The sequence below is a fragment of the Nostoc sp. CHAB 5836 genome (assembly GCF_020829445.1).
GTDB lineage: Bacteria > Cyanobacteriota > Cyanobacteriia > Cyanobacteriales > Nostocaceae > Nostoc.
In genome coordinates this window covers 40275-56169 of sequence record NZ_JAIVFV010000004.1, presented here as the reverse complement: position 1 = coordinate 56169, position 15895 = coordinate 40275, and the positions used below count along the sequence as shown (strand labels likewise).

The 15895-nt window shown below is 42.3% G+C and carries 12 protein-coding genes and 1 tRNA gene; 7 read left to right on the top strand and 6 right to left on the bottom strand.

Annotated features, from left to right (window positions below; all coding sequences use genetic code 11):
- Positions 1-51: 51 nt before the first annotated feature.
- The 4 genes from LC605_RS01725 to LC605_RS01710 all read right to left on the bottom strand — a co-directional run bounded on the left by LC605_RS01725 (position 52) and on the right by LC605_RS01710 (position 4071).
- Positions 52-774, bottom strand: coding sequence for a Uma2 family endonuclease (locus LC605_RS01725; protein ID WP_229545857.1), 723 nt, complete (start codon positions 772-774; stop codon positions 52-54).
- Between the two features lie 79 nt (positions 775-853).
- A complete protein-coding gene (locus LC605_RS01720; RefSeq protein ID WP_229545856.1) occupies positions 854-1783 on the bottom strand; it encodes a hypothetical protein in 930 nt (309 codons plus the stop codon).
- Between the two features lie 15 nt (positions 1784-1798).
- A complete protein-coding gene (locus LC605_RS01715) occupies positions 1799-2959 on the bottom strand; it encodes a DUF3696 domain-containing protein (protein WP_229545855.1) in 1161 nt (386 codons plus the stop codon).
- Positions 2956-4071, bottom strand: a complete 1116-nt coding sequence (locus tag LC605_RS01710; protein ID WP_229545854.1) for a DUF262 domain-containing protein — start codon at positions 4069-4071, stop codon at positions 2956-2958. The genes LC605_RS01715 and LC605_RS01710 overlap by 4 nt, the downstream gene beginning before the upstream one ends.
- 678 nt (positions 4072-4749) lie before the next feature.
- Here LC605_RS01710 and LC605_RS01705 point away from each other — a divergent pair.
- The 3 genes from LC605_RS01705 to rpmB all read left to right on the top strand — a co-directional run bounded on the left by LC605_RS01705 (position 4750) and on the right by rpmB (position 8298).
- A complete protein-coding gene (locus LC605_RS01705) occupies positions 4750-5403 on the top strand; it encodes a bifunctional 2-polyprenyl-6-hydroxyphenol methylase/3-demethylubiquinol 3-O-methyltransferase UbiG (protein WP_229545853.1) in 654 nt (217 codons plus the stop codon).
- A gap of 497 nt (positions 5404-5900) precedes the next feature.
- Positions 5901-7892, top strand: a complete 1992-nt coding sequence (htpG, locus tag LC605_RS01700) for a molecular chaperone HtpG (protein ID WP_229545852.1) — start codon at positions 5901-5903, stop codon at positions 7890-7892.
- Between the two features lie 169 nt (positions 7893-8061).
- Positions 8062-8298 (top strand): 50S ribosomal protein L28, encoded by a 237-nt coding sequence (rpmB, locus tag LC605_RS01695; protein ID WP_229545851.1) that lies wholly within the window; start codon positions 8062-8064, stop codon positions 8296-8298.
- A 478-nt stretch (positions 8299-8776) separates the two neighbouring features.
- Here the strand turns inward: rpmB and nagZ are convergent, their stop codons facing one another.
- Complete coding sequence (nagZ, locus tag LC605_RS01690) at positions 8777-9862, bottom strand: beta-N-acetylhexosaminidase (RefSeq protein WP_229545850.1); 1086 nt, start codon at positions 9860-9862, stop codon at positions 8777-8779.
- A 522-nt stretch (positions 9863-10384) separates the two neighbouring features.
- On the opposite strand from nagZ, the gene pds reads away from it, so the two are divergent.
- The 4 genes from pds to LC605_RS01670 all read left to right on the top strand — a co-directional run bounded on the left by pds (position 10385) and on the right by LC605_RS01670 (position 14594).
- The gene (gene pds, locus LC605_RS01685) at positions 10385-11824 is read left to right on the top strand and encodes a 15-cis-phytoene desaturase (protein ID WP_229545849.1); all 1440 of its coding nucleotides are present in this window, start codon (positions 10385-10387) and stop codon (positions 11822-11824) included.
- Positions 11808-12740 carry a 15-cis-phytoene synthase CrtB gene (gene crtB / locus LC605_RS01680; RefSeq protein WP_229545848.1) on the top strand — a complete coding sequence of 311 codons (933 nt, stop codon included), beginning with the start codon at positions 11808-11810 and terminating at the stop codon, positions 12738-12740. Before pds ends, crtB begins: the two co-directional genes overlap by 17 nt.
- 154 nt (positions 12741-12894) lie before the next feature.
- A tRNA-Ser gene (locus LC605_RS01675) sits at positions 12895-12986 on the top strand.
- Between the two features lie 285 nt (positions 12987-13271).
- The gene (locus tag LC605_RS01670; RefSeq protein ID WP_229545847.1) at positions 13272-14594 is read left to right on the top strand and encodes an ABC transporter substrate-binding protein; all 1323 of its coding nucleotides are present in this window, start codon (positions 13272-13274) and stop codon (positions 14592-14594) included.
- A gap of 59 nt (positions 14595-14653) precedes the next feature.
- On the opposite strand, the gene LC605_RS01665 is transcribed toward LC605_RS01670, so the two are convergent.
- On the bottom strand, positions 14654-15496 hold the full coding sequence (locus LC605_RS01665; protein ID WP_229545846.1) for a hypothetical protein: 843 nt from the start codon (positions 15494-15496) through the stop codon (positions 14654-14656).
- Positions 15497-15895 lie beyond the last annotated feature (399 nt).

The following is a 15895-nucleotide window of genomic DNA, read 5'->3' as shown; positions in this document are numbered from 1 at the left end:
ATCGCTACTTACGAAAATATGCTTAATTATTAAGCATATTTTAATGAGATCCTAGGCTTCTGGTTCAATACCGAGCGATCGCAATTGAGCAGTTAAGCGATCGGCTCTTTGGCTAGCCTGTTCGGCTCTTTCTTCACCAGTCAACAACAAATTACCCTGCAAATCCCACCAGCGTAGCCAAGGCAATTCCATATTGTAATATTGTCCTTGCCAGAGACCTAACTCAACTCCTAAAGGATGTATGGGATAATGTCCACGTTCATTTGCGGTTAATAACTGATATTGTCCACCAATTAATTCATAAACTTCCACACTGGCTTTATTCACTTCATAAATGCCGTAGAAGGGAGGACGAATCACTTGCTCATAAATCCAAAATTTTCCCTTCCACGGAGTTTTATCTCGCTCTTCACTACCATTACCAGACACAAATTCCAATACAATCAATGGGGCAATAAACTCTCGCCATAGTACATAAGACCTCCGCGTTTGTCCATCGAGAGTAGGTGGTACATTCCCTACATAAAACCAGTCGGGAGCTGCGGCGCCTTTTTCTGGCGGGTCAGTCATCCGCCAGTAGATACCGCTATCTTGACCAATACAGTATTGCCCATCAGGATGACGTTTTTGCAATATGGGTTTAATCGAGTCGGTTAGGAGAATGCTTTGGGGATGTTCCTGAAAGTTTTTCACGAATGTACCATCAGACTCAGGAAGTTGTGTATGGTCTGGAAACGGGGTGAGGTCAGTGGATAGGTCGGTTGCAGAGGTCATAAGGTTACCTTTGCAGGAGTAAGGGTTGTTTTTTAGTTTAGCAAGTGTAGACGATCGCTTTTTCTAATTAGCTTTGAAATTATCGGATTTTTGACCCAATGTACCCAATGAGAATTTTAGCTGGCCCTAATTCTTCAGAAAAATGAAGCCGCCAAGGCCCTGCACCAGTCATTCTTAGGTGCAAACTAAAGATACGATGCACATTATCAGGACACTTAAAGGTTAGTTTCGGCTTTAATTTTTGAAGTCTAGAGTCACTTTCTGGAGTCGCTTTGCTAGGAATAAGATCTAAATTAAAAGCTCCATCTGTCCAAGTTTTACAGTAGTTTTTTAGTTCAAACAACTTTCTAACAACCTGTCTTAGCATTGGATCACCATTACCAAGATTTTGTATCTGTTGATTAACACTTTCACAAAAGAGCAGGGATGGAAATAAATCTTCTCTGCGATTCCACAAATCTAGTCCGTCACGAACTCCTGTTCTCAGACGTTCCTGTATCCAAGCAATATGTTCTTGTACATGCTCTTTGCTACTGGCGTGAACAACTGCTACTGTATCCGAATTCAAGTTTTCACTGTCTTCTAACCAACTAACTTCCAGAACAATACTATTAGATTTCCATTTCGATTCTGATCTGATGCTTAAAGCAAGAGATTCAAGCAGATAAGCAATGCCAAGACCGGCACTAGTTTCTCCCTCACAGCAAAAGTCAGATAGTATATTTCTATTTTCAATCTCAGAGTTCTGAATATCTGCTAGAAAAGGAGTCCTTGCTGCTGTGAGAATAAATCGTATGTCATCTCTATCTATATTTGGATCTACAAGCCAATTAGATAAAGAATAATTATTCGCTAGGACACCAGCATAAAACTCACTATGCGTGCGAATTATTGGCTTTACACCTCTTTCCGCAGCTTCTCTTGCTGTAGCAATCAGGTCTAACATCCTTTGTTTAGCTGTTTGAATATTATCAGCAGGAATTCGCATGGACAGATCATTAAACACCATCTCCAAGTCCATGTGTTAAACATCCCTTGGTTTTAGTAAGGTGATTAAATTCTTTTCCCACTCATCAAAGAATCCATCTGGCCATCGATCAATTCTGCCATTCCTATCAATGCGTGGTGAAACTACATGAGTAAATGCTTGTCCTTGTTTTTCTTGGCGCTGGAAATAGTGTAACTGGACATCTTCTGGCTCAAGTTTTCCGCTATGAACTGCAAGCCGAATTCCGTTTAAAACATGATCGCTATGAGTTTCTATCACCACTTGAACACCACAACTAGCAGCCAGTGCTAACAATTCACCCATTTTTGTCTGCCCTCTAGGATGAAGATGAGCCTCTGGGTTTTCAACTAGAATTAGTGTATCAGGTTCTGAGGCGAGTACAGCTACTATGATTGGTAAACTGTAGGTAATTCCGAAGCCAACATTAGTTGCACGATAAGGATTGCTATCTCCATACCCGCATTGTAAATTTATCAAATCCATATCTGGATTTGATTTTATCCTTATACGTGTACCTGGGCTAATTTCTCCCATCCATGCTTCTACTTGATCTATTAAAGCTAGTGATTTTTCCTCTGGATCGTCGTATTGTGGCTGTGAACTTTTTACATTAGGATGACTCAATTTTTCATTAGCAATAATTCTCTTCTCATTGACTGAAAGGAAATATAATGTATATTCACATCTAGCGCCCAGTGTTCCGAGTAATTGAACTTTGTCATATGACATTTGATTAAATGCTCTTGGCCCTATACGCTCTGCCTCAATGTAATGAAAATTTTGATTAAAAAGATTGGATGATTGATATACTTGAGAATCTACATCTTCTGAAGTAAGGTATAAAAAATTAGCCCCTATATCTTCATCTTCATTTTTAAATTTCCATATACTTTTAGTGCCATTTTTCCAACCTATTTCAAATACTAGTTTTTCTTGTTTAGATGCACCTTCAAAAATTGCATCTTTAGCTGTACCAATATTAATCAAATCTCCATTGAGTACTAAGCCTTTTTCTGACAATAAACCTTTTTGATAAGATTGCCTTAATAATAATAATGCTTGTAAAACAGAAGACTTACCAGTACTGTTAAGTCCAGATAAAAATGTCAGTGGTCTAAATGTAAGAGGTTGATTTTGAAAAGGCTTAAAATTTGTGAGTGTCAGGGAATCAATCATAGAAGTACTTCCTGAATTATTTTTTCTATAGTACTAAATCTATACTGTACTTTCTCGGCAGCCTGAGATATAGATTCTAAAAAATCTTTATCATTGTCTATATATGTCTTGAATATATCAATCAATTTGTGTTTTCTATCTATTAAAATTTGTATTTGATCGTCACTCAATTTACTCAGAAGTACTGACCAAGATTCAAATAGAGCTTTATTTATAGGAAACTGTCTTTTCTGAGAATTAGATATTTTCCGAAACGCATCTTTGCCAAAGATGTTCCAGGTAGCTATAATTGTTCTTTGAAAATTATTTTCAATGTTAGATAACTCAGCTTCAGAGAGTTTATTTGTTTTAGATAGTGCTTTAGTTAAAAAAGTATCTCTGTTGTCGGCATAATCTTTATAAGGGGTCAACGTAAAGGCTAAGAAACCTAGTATAAATTCCCGATCATCCATACGCATTATCCGGTCATTTCCAAGTTTAACTACCTGTTTAAATTTTGGATATGCAGCAAGTTTAGTTAAAAAGTTTGTTCCCTTACCAGGATTAAGAGCATGGCGTAATTCTTGAGGAGATAAAGCAAGCCCTCCTGTATTAATACGTTTAAAAATATTATATTTAATTTCTGGAGGTGTACCTTTTTCGATTAAATATACTGTTAGTTGAGTTTCTTCAAGGCGGCGTTGGTATCTGCGATCAATTTGATCGTAGGTTTTACCTTCCAGATTTGTCAGATATTCTAATCCAGATAGTTTGAGTTTTTTGTCGAGAATAAAGCGCTTTAGTGCAAATAGACGCTGTAGTCCATCGACTACTAACCATTTATCTTCATTAGTCGCATCTATATAAAATGCTGGTATGGGGATGCGGATAATAATAGATTCTATAAGCCTGCTTTGGGCATCTTCTTTCCATATATCCGCATGACGTTGGAAATCAGGTGCTAAATCAAGGGCTTCTTCATTGATTCTTTTAAGCAATAACTCTATTGTTGGTTCCCTAGTTACAATGTTAATTTGATCAGGGTCATACTGAAAAGTAACTTTTTCCTCTTGTTCTTGTTCTTCTAAAATTTCTTCATCAGCTAATTCTGCATTGTAGTTATCCAAATTCATCACAGCGCTTACTCCTTAGTATTAACACTTGTTTGTTCACTCAGTTATTAGTGATGCTTGGTGTTACTACATCAGCAAATGGGGCTTTTTAACTGGTGTATTTCAATCCTATAGGACTTAGGCAAAGGCAACGGAAAACGAACCACAGAGGACGCAGAGGCCACAGAGGAATCAGAGTTTGAGAGGGTTTTTGCGTAAGTCCTATCCTACTATCTTACAAAATCATTGAGGCGCGAAATTTCGCGCTTCTACGTACCTAGTCTATTACTTGTTTACCTTCCCCAGGCAAATCCAAAATTGGCGGGTTAGCGTAGCTTACCGTAGGTATCGCTTCTGGTTAAGTCACGGCGATGTCTAACGACAAGGTGCTTGCACAGTCTACCTGTAACCTACAGTTAAATATTAGGCTTCTGGTTCAATACCGAGCGATGTCTGACGACAAGCCACTGTGCGTCTACGCTATATTTCTGTAAAACTCAGGCGACTACCCGCCAGCCCGCGCTTTATGCCAGTTGCGTAAGTCCTGACACTATTGAAAGATAGTTAGGAAGGGGCGCTTTGGCATTACGGCTTCTAATCGCCGGGTCAAGATGCTGTTACTTTCACGATTTTTCCGGGAATCCTATAGTTGTATACCCATCAAATTTGTTAATCTATCAGCTTAGGTAGGCATTGTTTATGCAACTCATCACCTCCTTAGATATCAGGAATTCAGAATATTTATCAAAAAATCGCCTGATCAGTTACCATCACCAGTTGCGTCTAATTTTTTCACTGGGTAATCAGGTAAAAAACGTTCTGGAAATTGGGATTTTTAATTCTCTGTTAACAGACATCTTGAAGAATAATGGATACAACGTCACTACTGCTGATGTTGACCCCAATCTCAAGCCAGAAATGATTTTAGATTTGACAACAGATTTTTCGTTACCGAAAGATAAATTTGATGCGATTGTCTTGTTTCAAGTGCTGGAACACTTCCCTTATGAACAGTCAGAAGAAGCACTGAAAAAACTTGCCGAAGCAACCAAGAAATTTTTGGTGATTTCGATTCCCTATTGCACCCAATACCTTGCATTTCAAATCAAAACCTCTTTCTCCGGTAGACCAAGGCATTTATTACTCAATTTGCCCAAATTCTGGAGTACAAAGCCAGTCTGTGACGAACACTACTGGGAAATGGGTTTGAAAGGATATCCCAAAAAGCGGATTTTAAACTCTGTTGCCAAAGCTGGGTTAACTCTCAAGCAAGAATTTATCGATCCTACTTATCCATACCACTATTTTTTGGTGTTAGAGAATAATTCCAGGAATACTTTAGACATCTGGTGAAATTAAATATGCGTTACCCAGAACCCTTGTCTTGACGTAGCACTGCTACGTCTCTACATTCTCACCAGATGTCTTTTAGACAGCAGTCTCAACTAAGGTAGTAGATATATCGGGAGAGACGCGATTAATCTCCTCTGCACTGGAAAGATGAGGGAGTAGGGAAATCCGAATCAGAAAATGGGGGCAAACAATCCTCAAAAAACGAGCGATCGCCTAAGTTATGCTTTTAAAATCCTAATTGGTATCATGCCGTTGTCTATTCTCCAGGGGTTTATCCTGGAAAAAAGAGGTCTATAGCACTTTTCATTTGTATGCAATATAGTTTGATCTCGCTTCCATTCCTCCCTCCCAAAAGGAGAGAGGCTTTGAATCTTACTCCCCTTCCCTATAAGGGAAGGGGCTGGGGGTTAGGTCTATATTGGACTCAACTGAGAACCGCTATAAGTTGTATTAGCCACTATCATCATTTCAGATACTAACATCGAAAATTACCAATTATGCTGGAACAAGGTACTATCAGTATTCATACTGAGAATATTTTCCCGATCATTAAAAAGTCGCTTTACTCAGATCACCAAATCTTCTTACGAGAACTGGTATCCAACGCTGTAGATGCTATCCAAAAGCTGAAAATGGTATCCCGCGCTGGAGATTATGCTGGAGATATCGGCGAACCAGAAATTGAAATTGCCATTGACAAAGATCACAAAACCCTATCCATCTCCGATAATGGTATCGGGATGACCGCAGATGAAGTTAAGAAATATATCAATCAGGTTGCCTTCTCTAGTGCTGAAGAATTTATCCATAAGTATGAAGGCAAATCAGATCAACCGATCATCGGCCACTTCGGTCTTGGTTTTTACTCTTCCTTCATGGTGGCGCAAAAGGTAGAAATTGATACCCTTTCCTATCAAGAAGGAGCGCAGGCGGTTCACTGGACTTGCGATGGTTCCCCAGCTTTCACCCTAGATGACTCGTCTCGGACAACTCGTGGCACTACTATTACTCTCAGCTTGCAAGGAGAGGAAGAAGAATTTCTCGAATCAGCACGAATTAAGAATCTTGTCAAGACCTACTGCGACTTCTTGCCAGTACCAATTAAACTCGATGGCGAAGTAGTAAATAAGCAAAAAGCACCGTGGAGAGAGTCCCCAAGTAATCTGAGTCAAGAAGATTATTTAGAGTTTTACCGCTACCTGTATCCTTTTCAGGAAGAACCTCTGTTATGGGTACATTTAAATACAGACTACCCCTTTATCATCAACGGGATTTTGTATTTCCCGAAAATGAGACCGGATGTAGATGTAACGAAAGGGCAGATCAAGCTATTTTGCAATCAAGTTTTTGTTAGCGACAACTGCGAAGAAATTATCCCGCAATTTCTGATGCCGATGCGGGGTGTGATTGATAGTACGGATATTCCCCTGAACGTATCGCGCAGTGCTTTGCAAGGCGATCGCACCGTGAAGCGAATTGGTGACTACATTGCCAAAAAAGTAGGCGATCGCCTCAAAGAACTTTTCCGCGACAACCGAGAACAATACATTAGTGCTTGGAAAGACCTCGGCACTTTTGTCAAATTCGGCGTTCTTAACGACGATAAATTCAAAAAACAAATTGAAGATATCATCGTCTTCCGCACCACCGCCAAGCTGACAGAAAAACCTGTGGCTGAAACTCCAGTGGTTGAAGTCCAGTCTTCAGACGGGGATGCTTGGCAAGATGTCACTCCTCCCTCACCCAGTCTTGAAAACTCAGCACCTAGCGCTCCCTATACTACGCTGAAAGAGTATCTAGAGCGTAACAAAGAACAACACCAAAACCGGGTTTTCTACAGCACCGATGAAGCAACCCAAGCTACTTACATAGAACTGCACAAAAATCAAGGCTTAGAAGTCCTGTTTATGGACTCCTTCATCGACACCCACTTTATCAACTTCCTAGAGCGGGAATATCAGGATGTCAAATTTACGCGGGTAGACTCAGATTTAGATAATAGCCTGCTCGAACAAGACAAAGCTACGGAAATTGTTGATCCCAAAACGAACAAAACCCGGAGTGAGACGATCAAAGAGTTATTTGAGAAATCCCTCAACAAACCCAAACTCAACATCCGTACCGAAGCTTTGAAATCAGATGATCCTCAAGGCACACCACCGGCGATCGTGCTTTTACCAGAGATTCTCCGCCGCGTCCGAGAAATGAGCGCCATGATGCAGCAGCAGACAGCAGAGTTTCCCGAAGACCACATTTTGCTGGTGAATACTGCTCATCCGTTGATTCAAAATCTGGCAAATCTGAACCAAGGCAGTATCATTCAAGGTGATGGTCAATCGTCTACAGATCAGTTAGTGAACTTGATTTGCCAACACGTTTACGATTTAGCACTGATGTCTCAGAAAGGATTTGACGCTGAGGGAATGAAATCCTTCGTCGAGCGATCGAATGAGGTACTTACGAAGCTGACGGAACAAGCAAGCAAGTAAATAGTTAGGAGTTAGGAGTTAGGAGTTAGGAGTTAGAAGTTAGGAATTATTTCTCCCTCATCTCCCTCATCTCCCTCATCTCCCCACTCCCCACCCCCTTCTCCACTTCTGTTGCCTAAGGCCTAAAATAGAAAGGCTGTATTAAAATAAGAATCTGGAGATACTTGCTATGTCCCGTCGCTGTGTACTAACTGGTAGAAAGGCAAATAACGCTTTTGCTGTTTCCCACTCCCACCGCCGTACTAAACGCCTTCAGCACGCTAATCTGCAAAACAAGCGTGTTTGGTGGGAAGGCGGAAATCGCTGGGTGAGATTAAAGCTGTCTACCAAAGCAATCAAAACTCTACAAGTTAATGGGTTAGAAGCAATGGCAAAAGAAGCTGGCATTAATCTGAATCATTACTAAACCCGAACAACCCCACCCCGCCAAAGCTACGCTTTGTCTCCCCTCCCGAAGAGCGGGGAGGGGATTATAGGGTGGGGTGCAATGACTGTGGGAATCATAACTAATTATGCTGACTTTTTTCTAGTTTAGGACTTACGCAACTGGCATATAGGAATCCGGTTTGATTTTTGAACAACATTAAGTATTTGTAGGGTGCGTTACGCGAAACGCTAACGCACCATTCTTAAGGATTCGGTGCGTTACGCAAAACGCTAACGCACCCTACGTATCTGTTCACAAATCAAATAGTAGTCCTATATTATTTTGAGTTTGTAGTGAGGACTTTAGTCCTCTTTCATCAGGGCTGTTCGCGGAGCGTTCCCGTAGGGTAGCCCTGACTACAAACTAAAAGCTTTTATTTTTTGTGACTAATGCGTAAGTCCTATGGTTGCTGAAAGTTTGGGAGTCTAGATATGTGGATGGTGATTTACGTTAATTATTAATACGAACTAGCGATCGCTAGTTGTGCGTGTTGCAATAATATATCTTTATCCAGAGCATGAACGGGGTATTGCGGTGTTACTGCTAGTAGTTGATCGATTCTTTCTCTGGCGGCTTCCACTAGTGACTCATTTAAGCTACCCTTCCTGAGGGAATCGACAAAATCTTCAGCAATCTGATAAGTTCTTTCAATAGATGATGAATTGATGTTGCGCGAGACTATAAACAGGTCACAGCCTGCATTAAATGACCGCGCCACAGTACCAGCTTTAGTAAACATATCTGAGATAGCTTTCATATCTAAGTCGTCAGATACAACTACTCCCTCAAAGCCCAGTTCCTCCCTAAGTATGGTTTTGAGGATAGTCTGGGAAAGGGTTGCAGGTACATCAGTATCTATCTTGGGAAATAAGATATGAGCAGTCATAATTAAAGGAATCTGTATTTCGATTAAAACCTTAAAAGGTATAAATTCTCGAACTCGCAAGTCTTCTAAACTTAAATTCAGTATTGGTAACTCAATGTGAGAGTCCTTAGTAGTGTCTCCATGTCCAGGGAAGTGTTTGGCGCATCCCAAAATTCCTGACTCTTGAAGTCCAAGGTAGTAGTCACAAGCACCTTGAGCAGCAGTTTCGGGAGTGCTACCAAAGGCGCGAGGCCCAATGACGGGGTTGTGGGGATGGGAAAAAACATCTGCTACAGGTGCCCAGGATAAATTTACTCCCAGTGATTTAAGTTCTACTGCTGTGGCTTTTGCTACCTCACGGGCGTGCGATCGCAGCAACGAGGCATGAGGAAAACGGGTAATTGGCATTGGTGTACGAATTACACGACCTCCTTCATGATCGAGGGTCATGAACATGGAATCACGTTCGGTATATTCTCGGATCTGGCTGTTCAAATCTTTAAAGCTTTCCAACCAAATCTGATATGGGGTGCTATCCAAAAAGTTTTTGGCAAAAAATATTACCCCAATCGGTCTCAATTCATGAAGGGCACGTTTATCATCATCGCTTAATGTCGTGCCAGAAATACCTAGAATCAGGTGATGTCCAAAGCGCCTTAACTCCTGCGATATTGGCATAATCCTTTACCTATAGTTGTGTCGCAAACAACTGGAAAAATATAAACTCTGATTCTACACCCTTATGGAGAGGGACGAGCTTTCAATGGTAGGTTTAGTAAAGTAAATCGGCAAGAATAAACTAAACTATATTACGAAACATAAATACACCTTAAATTGTTGTAAATGACGAAGGACAAATGACAAATGACAGCCTTAGGCAGTTAGCTTTATTTGCGTAACTCTACTTAAATCAAATTCAGGATGGACATCCTTGGATATTGGGATTACCTATTTTCAGTCAAAGGAAATACTTTTGTTTCGCTAAATCTCCTGTATGTAAATCTAGATGAAATACGGGAGTAAACCTATTGCCGACAATGGTATTGGCAATAGGTTTGGGTAGGTGCGCGTTGGTAAAATTCCCTGAGACAAAAGTTTTTTAGGGAAGCGATCGCACAATAACTGCCAAATGTAACGGATTGCAACGTATAATGAGAACGAACAAAACCATTAAGAAATATTGAAGGGCATTAGGGTTAAATGCGAGTAGCGATCGCGGGTGCTGGTCTAGCAGGACTTTCCTGCGCGAAATATCTCACGGACGCAGGTCACACTCCCATTGTCTTGGAAAGCCGGGACGTACTGGGTGGTCTTGTTGCGGCGTGGAAAGACTCTGACGGCGACTGGTACGAAACCGGGTTACACGCCTTCTTTGGGGCATATCCGAATATGCTCCAATTGCTCAAGGAGTTGGGCATTGAAGATAGACTCCAATGGAAAGAGCATACGCTGATTTTTAATCAACCCGATAAGCCTGGGACGCTATCACGTTTTGATGTTCCAGATATTCCATCTCCTTTCAACGTCATTGCATCGATTCTTCGCAACAAAGATATGTTGACTTGGGAGCAGAAGATTCGATTTGCAGTTGGCCTACTTCCAGCAGTGATTCGGGGTCAGAAGTATGTTGAAGACATGGACAAATACAGCTTCTTAGAGTGGTTGAAAAGGCAAGGTGTTGATGAGCGCGTAACTAGTGATGTTTTTATCGCCGCGTGTAAAGCACTTACCTTTATCAATCCTGATGAAGTTTCGGCAACGATCCTATTAACTGCACTGAATCGTTTTCTGCAAGAACGATATGGTTCCAAGATTGCATTTTTAGATGGTTCTCCCACAGAACGTCTATGCAGCCCTATGGTAGATTACATCACAAAACGCGGTGGAGAAGTGCAGTTGAATGCCCCCTTGAAAGAGATTTTACTCAACACCGACGGCACAGTGAAAGGATACTTAATTCGAGGATTAAATGGGGCAGAAGATGAAGTTTTCACGGCTGATGTGTATGTATCTGCCATGTCAGTTGACCCTTTAAAGGTCATGTTACCTAAGCCTTGGAAGCAAATGGAGTTTTTCCAAAAGCTAGAAGGTTTAGAAGGAGTACCAGTGATTAACCTGCATCTGTGGTTTGACCGGAAACTTACAGAAATTGATCACCTGCTTTTTTCGCGATCGCCCCTCTTGAGCGTTTATGCTGATATGAGCAATACCTGCCGTGAATACGCCAACCCCAATCGCTCAATGCTGGAATTAGTTCTAGCTCCGGCGAAAGATTGGATTGCCAAATCTGATGAGGAGATTGTGGCTGCAACCATTGCCGAGTTAGAAAAACTTTTCCCCGACCACTTTGGGGGAGACAATCCAGCAACATTGCTGAAATCTCATGTGGTGAAAACGCCGCGTTCAGTTTACAAAGCGACCCCTGGTCGTCAACAGTACCGCCCCGCACAAGTTACGCCCATTGGCAACTTCTATCTCGCCGGAAGTTATACCATGCAACGCTACTTAGGCAGTATGGAAGGTGCCGTACTTTCTGGTAAGCTGACAGCGCAGGCAATTTCTGAGGCTCTCCCGGTAGCAAATTCCTCAAACCTGCAAACGCTCACCCGACCGCCCGCAACGAATGCTGCAACTGCCTGATTCCCCCACGCGCATGAAAACGCTGGTCTCTGTAGACGAGTCATACAAACTTTGTCGGCATCTCACAGCAAAGTATGCCAAGACTTTTTACCTGGGTACTTTGCTAATGAGTCCGGTAAAACGCCAATCTATTTGGTCAATTTACGCTTGGTGTCGCCGTACAGATGAATTGGTGGATGGCCCCGCATCTGCTATTACCACGCCAGAAACCCTAGACCTATGGGAACAGCAGCTGGAATCTATTTTTGCGGGACACCCATTAGAAAATTACGATGTCGCTTTAGCTGATACCCTCCAGCGCTTTCCGATGGACATTCAGCCCTTTCGGGATATGATTGCCGGTCAGCGCATGGATTTATATCGCAGTCGTTATGAAACCTTTGAGGACTTATACCTCTACTGTTACCGCGTTGCTGGCACTGTTGGCTTAATGTCAACAGCAGTTATGGGTGTGGATAGCACCATATACACCGCTCCGTGGCACCAGAACAAACAACCTTATGTTCCCACAGAAGAAGCGATCGCTCTTGGAATTGCCAATCAACTCACCAACATCCTGCGGGATGTGGGAGAAGATGCCAAAAGGGGGCGGATCTACATTCCCCTTGAGGACTTGGCAAAATTCAACTACAGTGAGCAAGACTTCTTCAAAGGTGTGGTAGATGATCGTTGGCGAGCATTAATGCGCTTTCAAATTGACCGTGCCCGCCAATTCTATACCATATCCGACCAGGGAATTACTTATTTAGCATCCGATGCCCGTTGGCCCGTGTGGGCAGCATCAATGCTATACGGACAGATTTTGGAGGTGATTGAACGCAACGATTACGATGTATTCAGTCAGCGAGCTTACGTTCCTCAGTGGAAAAAGTTACGCACCTTACCCATAGCTTGGATGCGATCGCAAGTCCTTTAAAAAATTAGTCATTTGTCCCTAGTCCTTAGTCTTTTATAAATGACAAATGACAAATGACTATTGACTATTGACTATTGACAAATGACAAATGACAAATGACTATTGACTATTGACTCTCCCCCAAAAGTCTGGTAACATTGATATTCGTGAGTCAGGAGAGGTGGCTGAGTGGTCGAAAGCGGCAGATTGCTAATCTGTTGTACGGCAGGTAACTCCGTACCGAGGGTTCGAATCCCTCCCTCTCCGTTTTCTAACTTGGACTACACGGAGCATATTCCGTGTAGAAAAGTAAAAACCAATACACCATTTGGTGAAAAACAGTGTAGAGACGTAGCACTGCTACGTCTCTAGAAGGGTTCTGGGTAACGCATATTTAATTTCACCAGATGTCTACGAGCGGTAAACACTTCTACTCCCAAACATGGATGATATGATTTATCCTTTGGAGTCTTGATAAGATACAGCTAACTTACATATTAAGTTTCAATCTTAATTTGAGGCTCCTAAACATTTGAGGAGTGAAAGTGATTTATGAAAAAAATTAGCGCCGCCTTAACCTTGAGTATAGCTACCATCGCAACTGGATTTCTAGTTGGGGCTTGTGGTGATAGCAGTACTCCCAATGGCACAGCTAACAATGGAACTACTGCAACCCCAGCAGCAAACTCAACTACCACAAGCAGTACTAAAGGGCTAAAAATTGGTTCCCTGCTACCGACAACAGGCGACTTGGCTTCTGTGGGACAGCAGATGGTGGGTTCGGTTCCTTTACTCGTTGATACGGTCAACGCTTGCGGTGGAGTAAATGGCGAACCAGTTAGCTTAGTGCAAGTAGACGACCAAACCGACCCCAGAGCGGGCGCAGCCGGGATGACCAAACTAGCAACTTTAGATAAAGTGGCAGGTGTAGTTGGCTCCTTTGCCAGTAGCGTTTCTAGTGCAGCAGTCTCCATTGCCACGCCGAATAAAGTTATGCTGGTTTCCCCTGGTAGTACCAGTCCCATCTTTACTGAAAAAGCCCAAAAAGGCGACTATAAAGGCTTTTGGGCGCGTACTGCTCCCCCCGATACGTACCAAGCACTGGCTTTAGCCCAACTTGCCAGAAAAAAAGGTTTCAAGCGAGTTTCTACAGTCGTGATTAATAACGACTATGGCGTTGGCTTTGAAAAAGCATTTGTGCAAACTTTTGAAAAATTGGGTGGAACCATCGTTAATAAAGACAAACCTGTCCGCTACGACCCTAAAGCCCAGACATTTGATACAGAAGCGGCTGCTGCTTTTGCTGGTAAACCAGATGCAGTCCTAGCCGTACTTTATGCCGAAACTGGGAGTCTGTTCCTGAAAGCCGCCTATCAGCAAGGTGTGACCAAAGGAGTCCAAATTCTGCTGACCGATGGAGTGAAATCACCGACTTTCCCAGAACAAGTTGGCAAAGGCAGTGATGGTAAATATATTTTAACTGGAGCGATCGGTACAGTACCAGGTTCTGATGGTAAAGCATTAGAAGCTTTCAACAAGCTGTGGAAGGATAAAAAGGGTAGTGAGCCTGGAGAATACGCTCCTCAAGCTTGGGATGCTGCTGCTTTATTGATATTGGCAGCAGAAGCTGCTAAAGAAAATACAGGTGTTGGTATAGCCAGTAAAATCCGTGAAGTTGCTGGTGGGTCTGGCACAGAAGTTACCGATGTCTGCGAGGGACTGAAGTTGCTTAAAGATGGTAAGAAAATTAACTACCAAGGAGCCAGTGGCAACGTAGATGTTGATGCTAACGGCGATGTTGTCGGTGTTTACGATGTTTGGACAGTAGGAGACGATGGGAAAATCAAGGTAATTGATCAAGTTACCCCCAAGTAGAAAGTTAGGAGTAACTCCTAACTCCTAACTCCTAACTCCTAACTCCTAACTCCTAACTGTTAAAGCCCAGTGAAGTTGTAACCAACTCCTAACAACAAGCCCACATTAGTTTCATCGAAAAATCCGGCATTTACAGCAGCTGTTGCAGTGAATTGAGGAGTTAGAGGGACATCAATGCCACCAGTTACCAAAAAGGCAAATTGCGAATCATCACCAGTTTTGTAAGCTGCACCTACTCCGACGTAAGGTGCGATCGCTAACGGTTCGCTAAAAGCATCTGCTGATTTGAAGGTAAAATCATAGGTGATCGGAAGTAAAATTGTAGTGTTGTCCCCAAGTACGGCTGAGGGTCGCACTGATATCGCATTTGTCAGCCCGATTTTACTGACGACTGCGAAGTTACCATCGCCCAAAGACGTGTCACCACCCCTCAAACCAATGTTAGCAGCGACGCCGATATAGCTGCTGCCACCACGGGTAGTTCTACCTAAATCGATATCCGATTGCGCCACTTTGGTGACAGATGGTTGAGAAGTAGTTTGAGAAATTGGTTGTACAAACTCAGAGGTGAGGGTCGCAGATGAGGTTGGCACTGTACCTGGAGTGGGTGTAGGCATTACACTAGCGTTTCCCTCTATCCCAGTGTTGGGCAACTGCTCTACCTTAGTTAAATTTGTAACTGTAAATGTTTCAGTTGTTTGTGTAGAAAGATTTTGGCTTGCAGTGTTTAGTTCTGTACTAAACTCGTTGGGAGACACTAGGGTTGCAGAAGGCTCAGTTAATGGCTCATTCCTCACCTTGTCCACTGTCTGGGCATTCGCACATAAGCTGCTACTCAGGAATGCAAGAGCAGCTATACTTGGCAACCCAAAAACACCTTTACGAAGAAAAATAGTATTCACATTCACTCCTAAAACAATGTTGCCCCGAAAAATAAAAACTTTTGTTGATTTAAGTCAACAAACTCGGGCAATACTCAAAATTTAACACCAAAAAATCGGTTTTTACATCCTAAGTTTGCTGGATTTATCTAGTAGACATCTGGTGAAAATTAATGCATGACCCCTCTCCAAACCTTTCCCCGTTGGCGTCAGCCTGTCGCCAGACAAGGGTCGAGAGGCTTTAATTCCCCCTTACCTTGAAGGGAAGGGGGGTAGGGGGGTTAGGTCTGCGCGTGAATTTAAGGTTTCTAAATCTTTTCACCAGATGTCTAATTAATAGACATCTGGTGAAAAAGAATTGTTTTGACGTAGCAGTGCTACGTCTCTACAAGGGTTCTGGGTAACGCATATTTAATTTCT

Excerpts from the sequence above, each read along its gene's own strand:
- LC605_RS01725 (WP_229545857.1), bottom strand. The coding sequence starts at position 774 with ATGACCTCTGCAACCGACCTATCCACTGACCTCACCCCGTTTCCAGAC.
- LC605_RS01720 (WP_229545856.1), bottom strand. The coding sequence starts at position 1,783 with ATGGTGTTTAATGATCTGTCCATGCGAATTCCTGCTGATAATATTCAA.
- LC605_RS01715 (WP_229545855.1), bottom strand. The coding sequence starts at position 2,959 with ATGATTGATTCCCTGACACTCACAAATTTTAAGCCTTTTCAAAATCAA.
- LC605_RS01710 (WP_229545854.1), bottom strand. The coding sequence starts at position 4,071 with ATGAATTTGGATAACTACAATGCAGAATTAGCTGATGAAGAAATTTTA.
- LC605_RS01705 (WP_229545853.1), top strand. The coding sequence starts at position 4,750 with ATGCAACTCATCACCTCCTTAGATATCAGGAATTCAGAATATTTATCA.
- htpG (WP_229545852.1), top strand. The coding sequence starts at position 5,901 with ATGCTGGAACAAGGTACTATCAGTATTCATACTGAGAATATTTTCCCG.
- rpmB (WP_229545851.1), top strand. The coding sequence starts at position 8,062 with ATGTCCCGTCGCTGTGTACTAACTGGTAGAAAGGCAAATAACGCTTTT.
- nagZ (WP_229545850.1), bottom strand. The coding sequence starts at position 9,862 with ATGCCAATATCGCAGGAGTTAAGGCGCTTTGGACATCACCTGATTCTA.
- pds (WP_229545849.1), top strand. The coding sequence starts at position 10,385 with ATGCGAGTAGCGATCGCGGGTGCTGGTCTAGCAGGACTTTCCTGCGCG.
- crtB (WP_229545848.1), top strand. The coding sequence starts at position 11,808 with ATGCTGCAACTGCCTGATTCCCCCACGCGCATGAAAACGCTGGTCTCT.
- LC605_RS01670 (WP_229545847.1), top strand. The coding sequence starts at position 13,272 with ATGAAAAAAATTAGCGCCGCCTTAACCTTGAGTATAGCTACCATCGCA.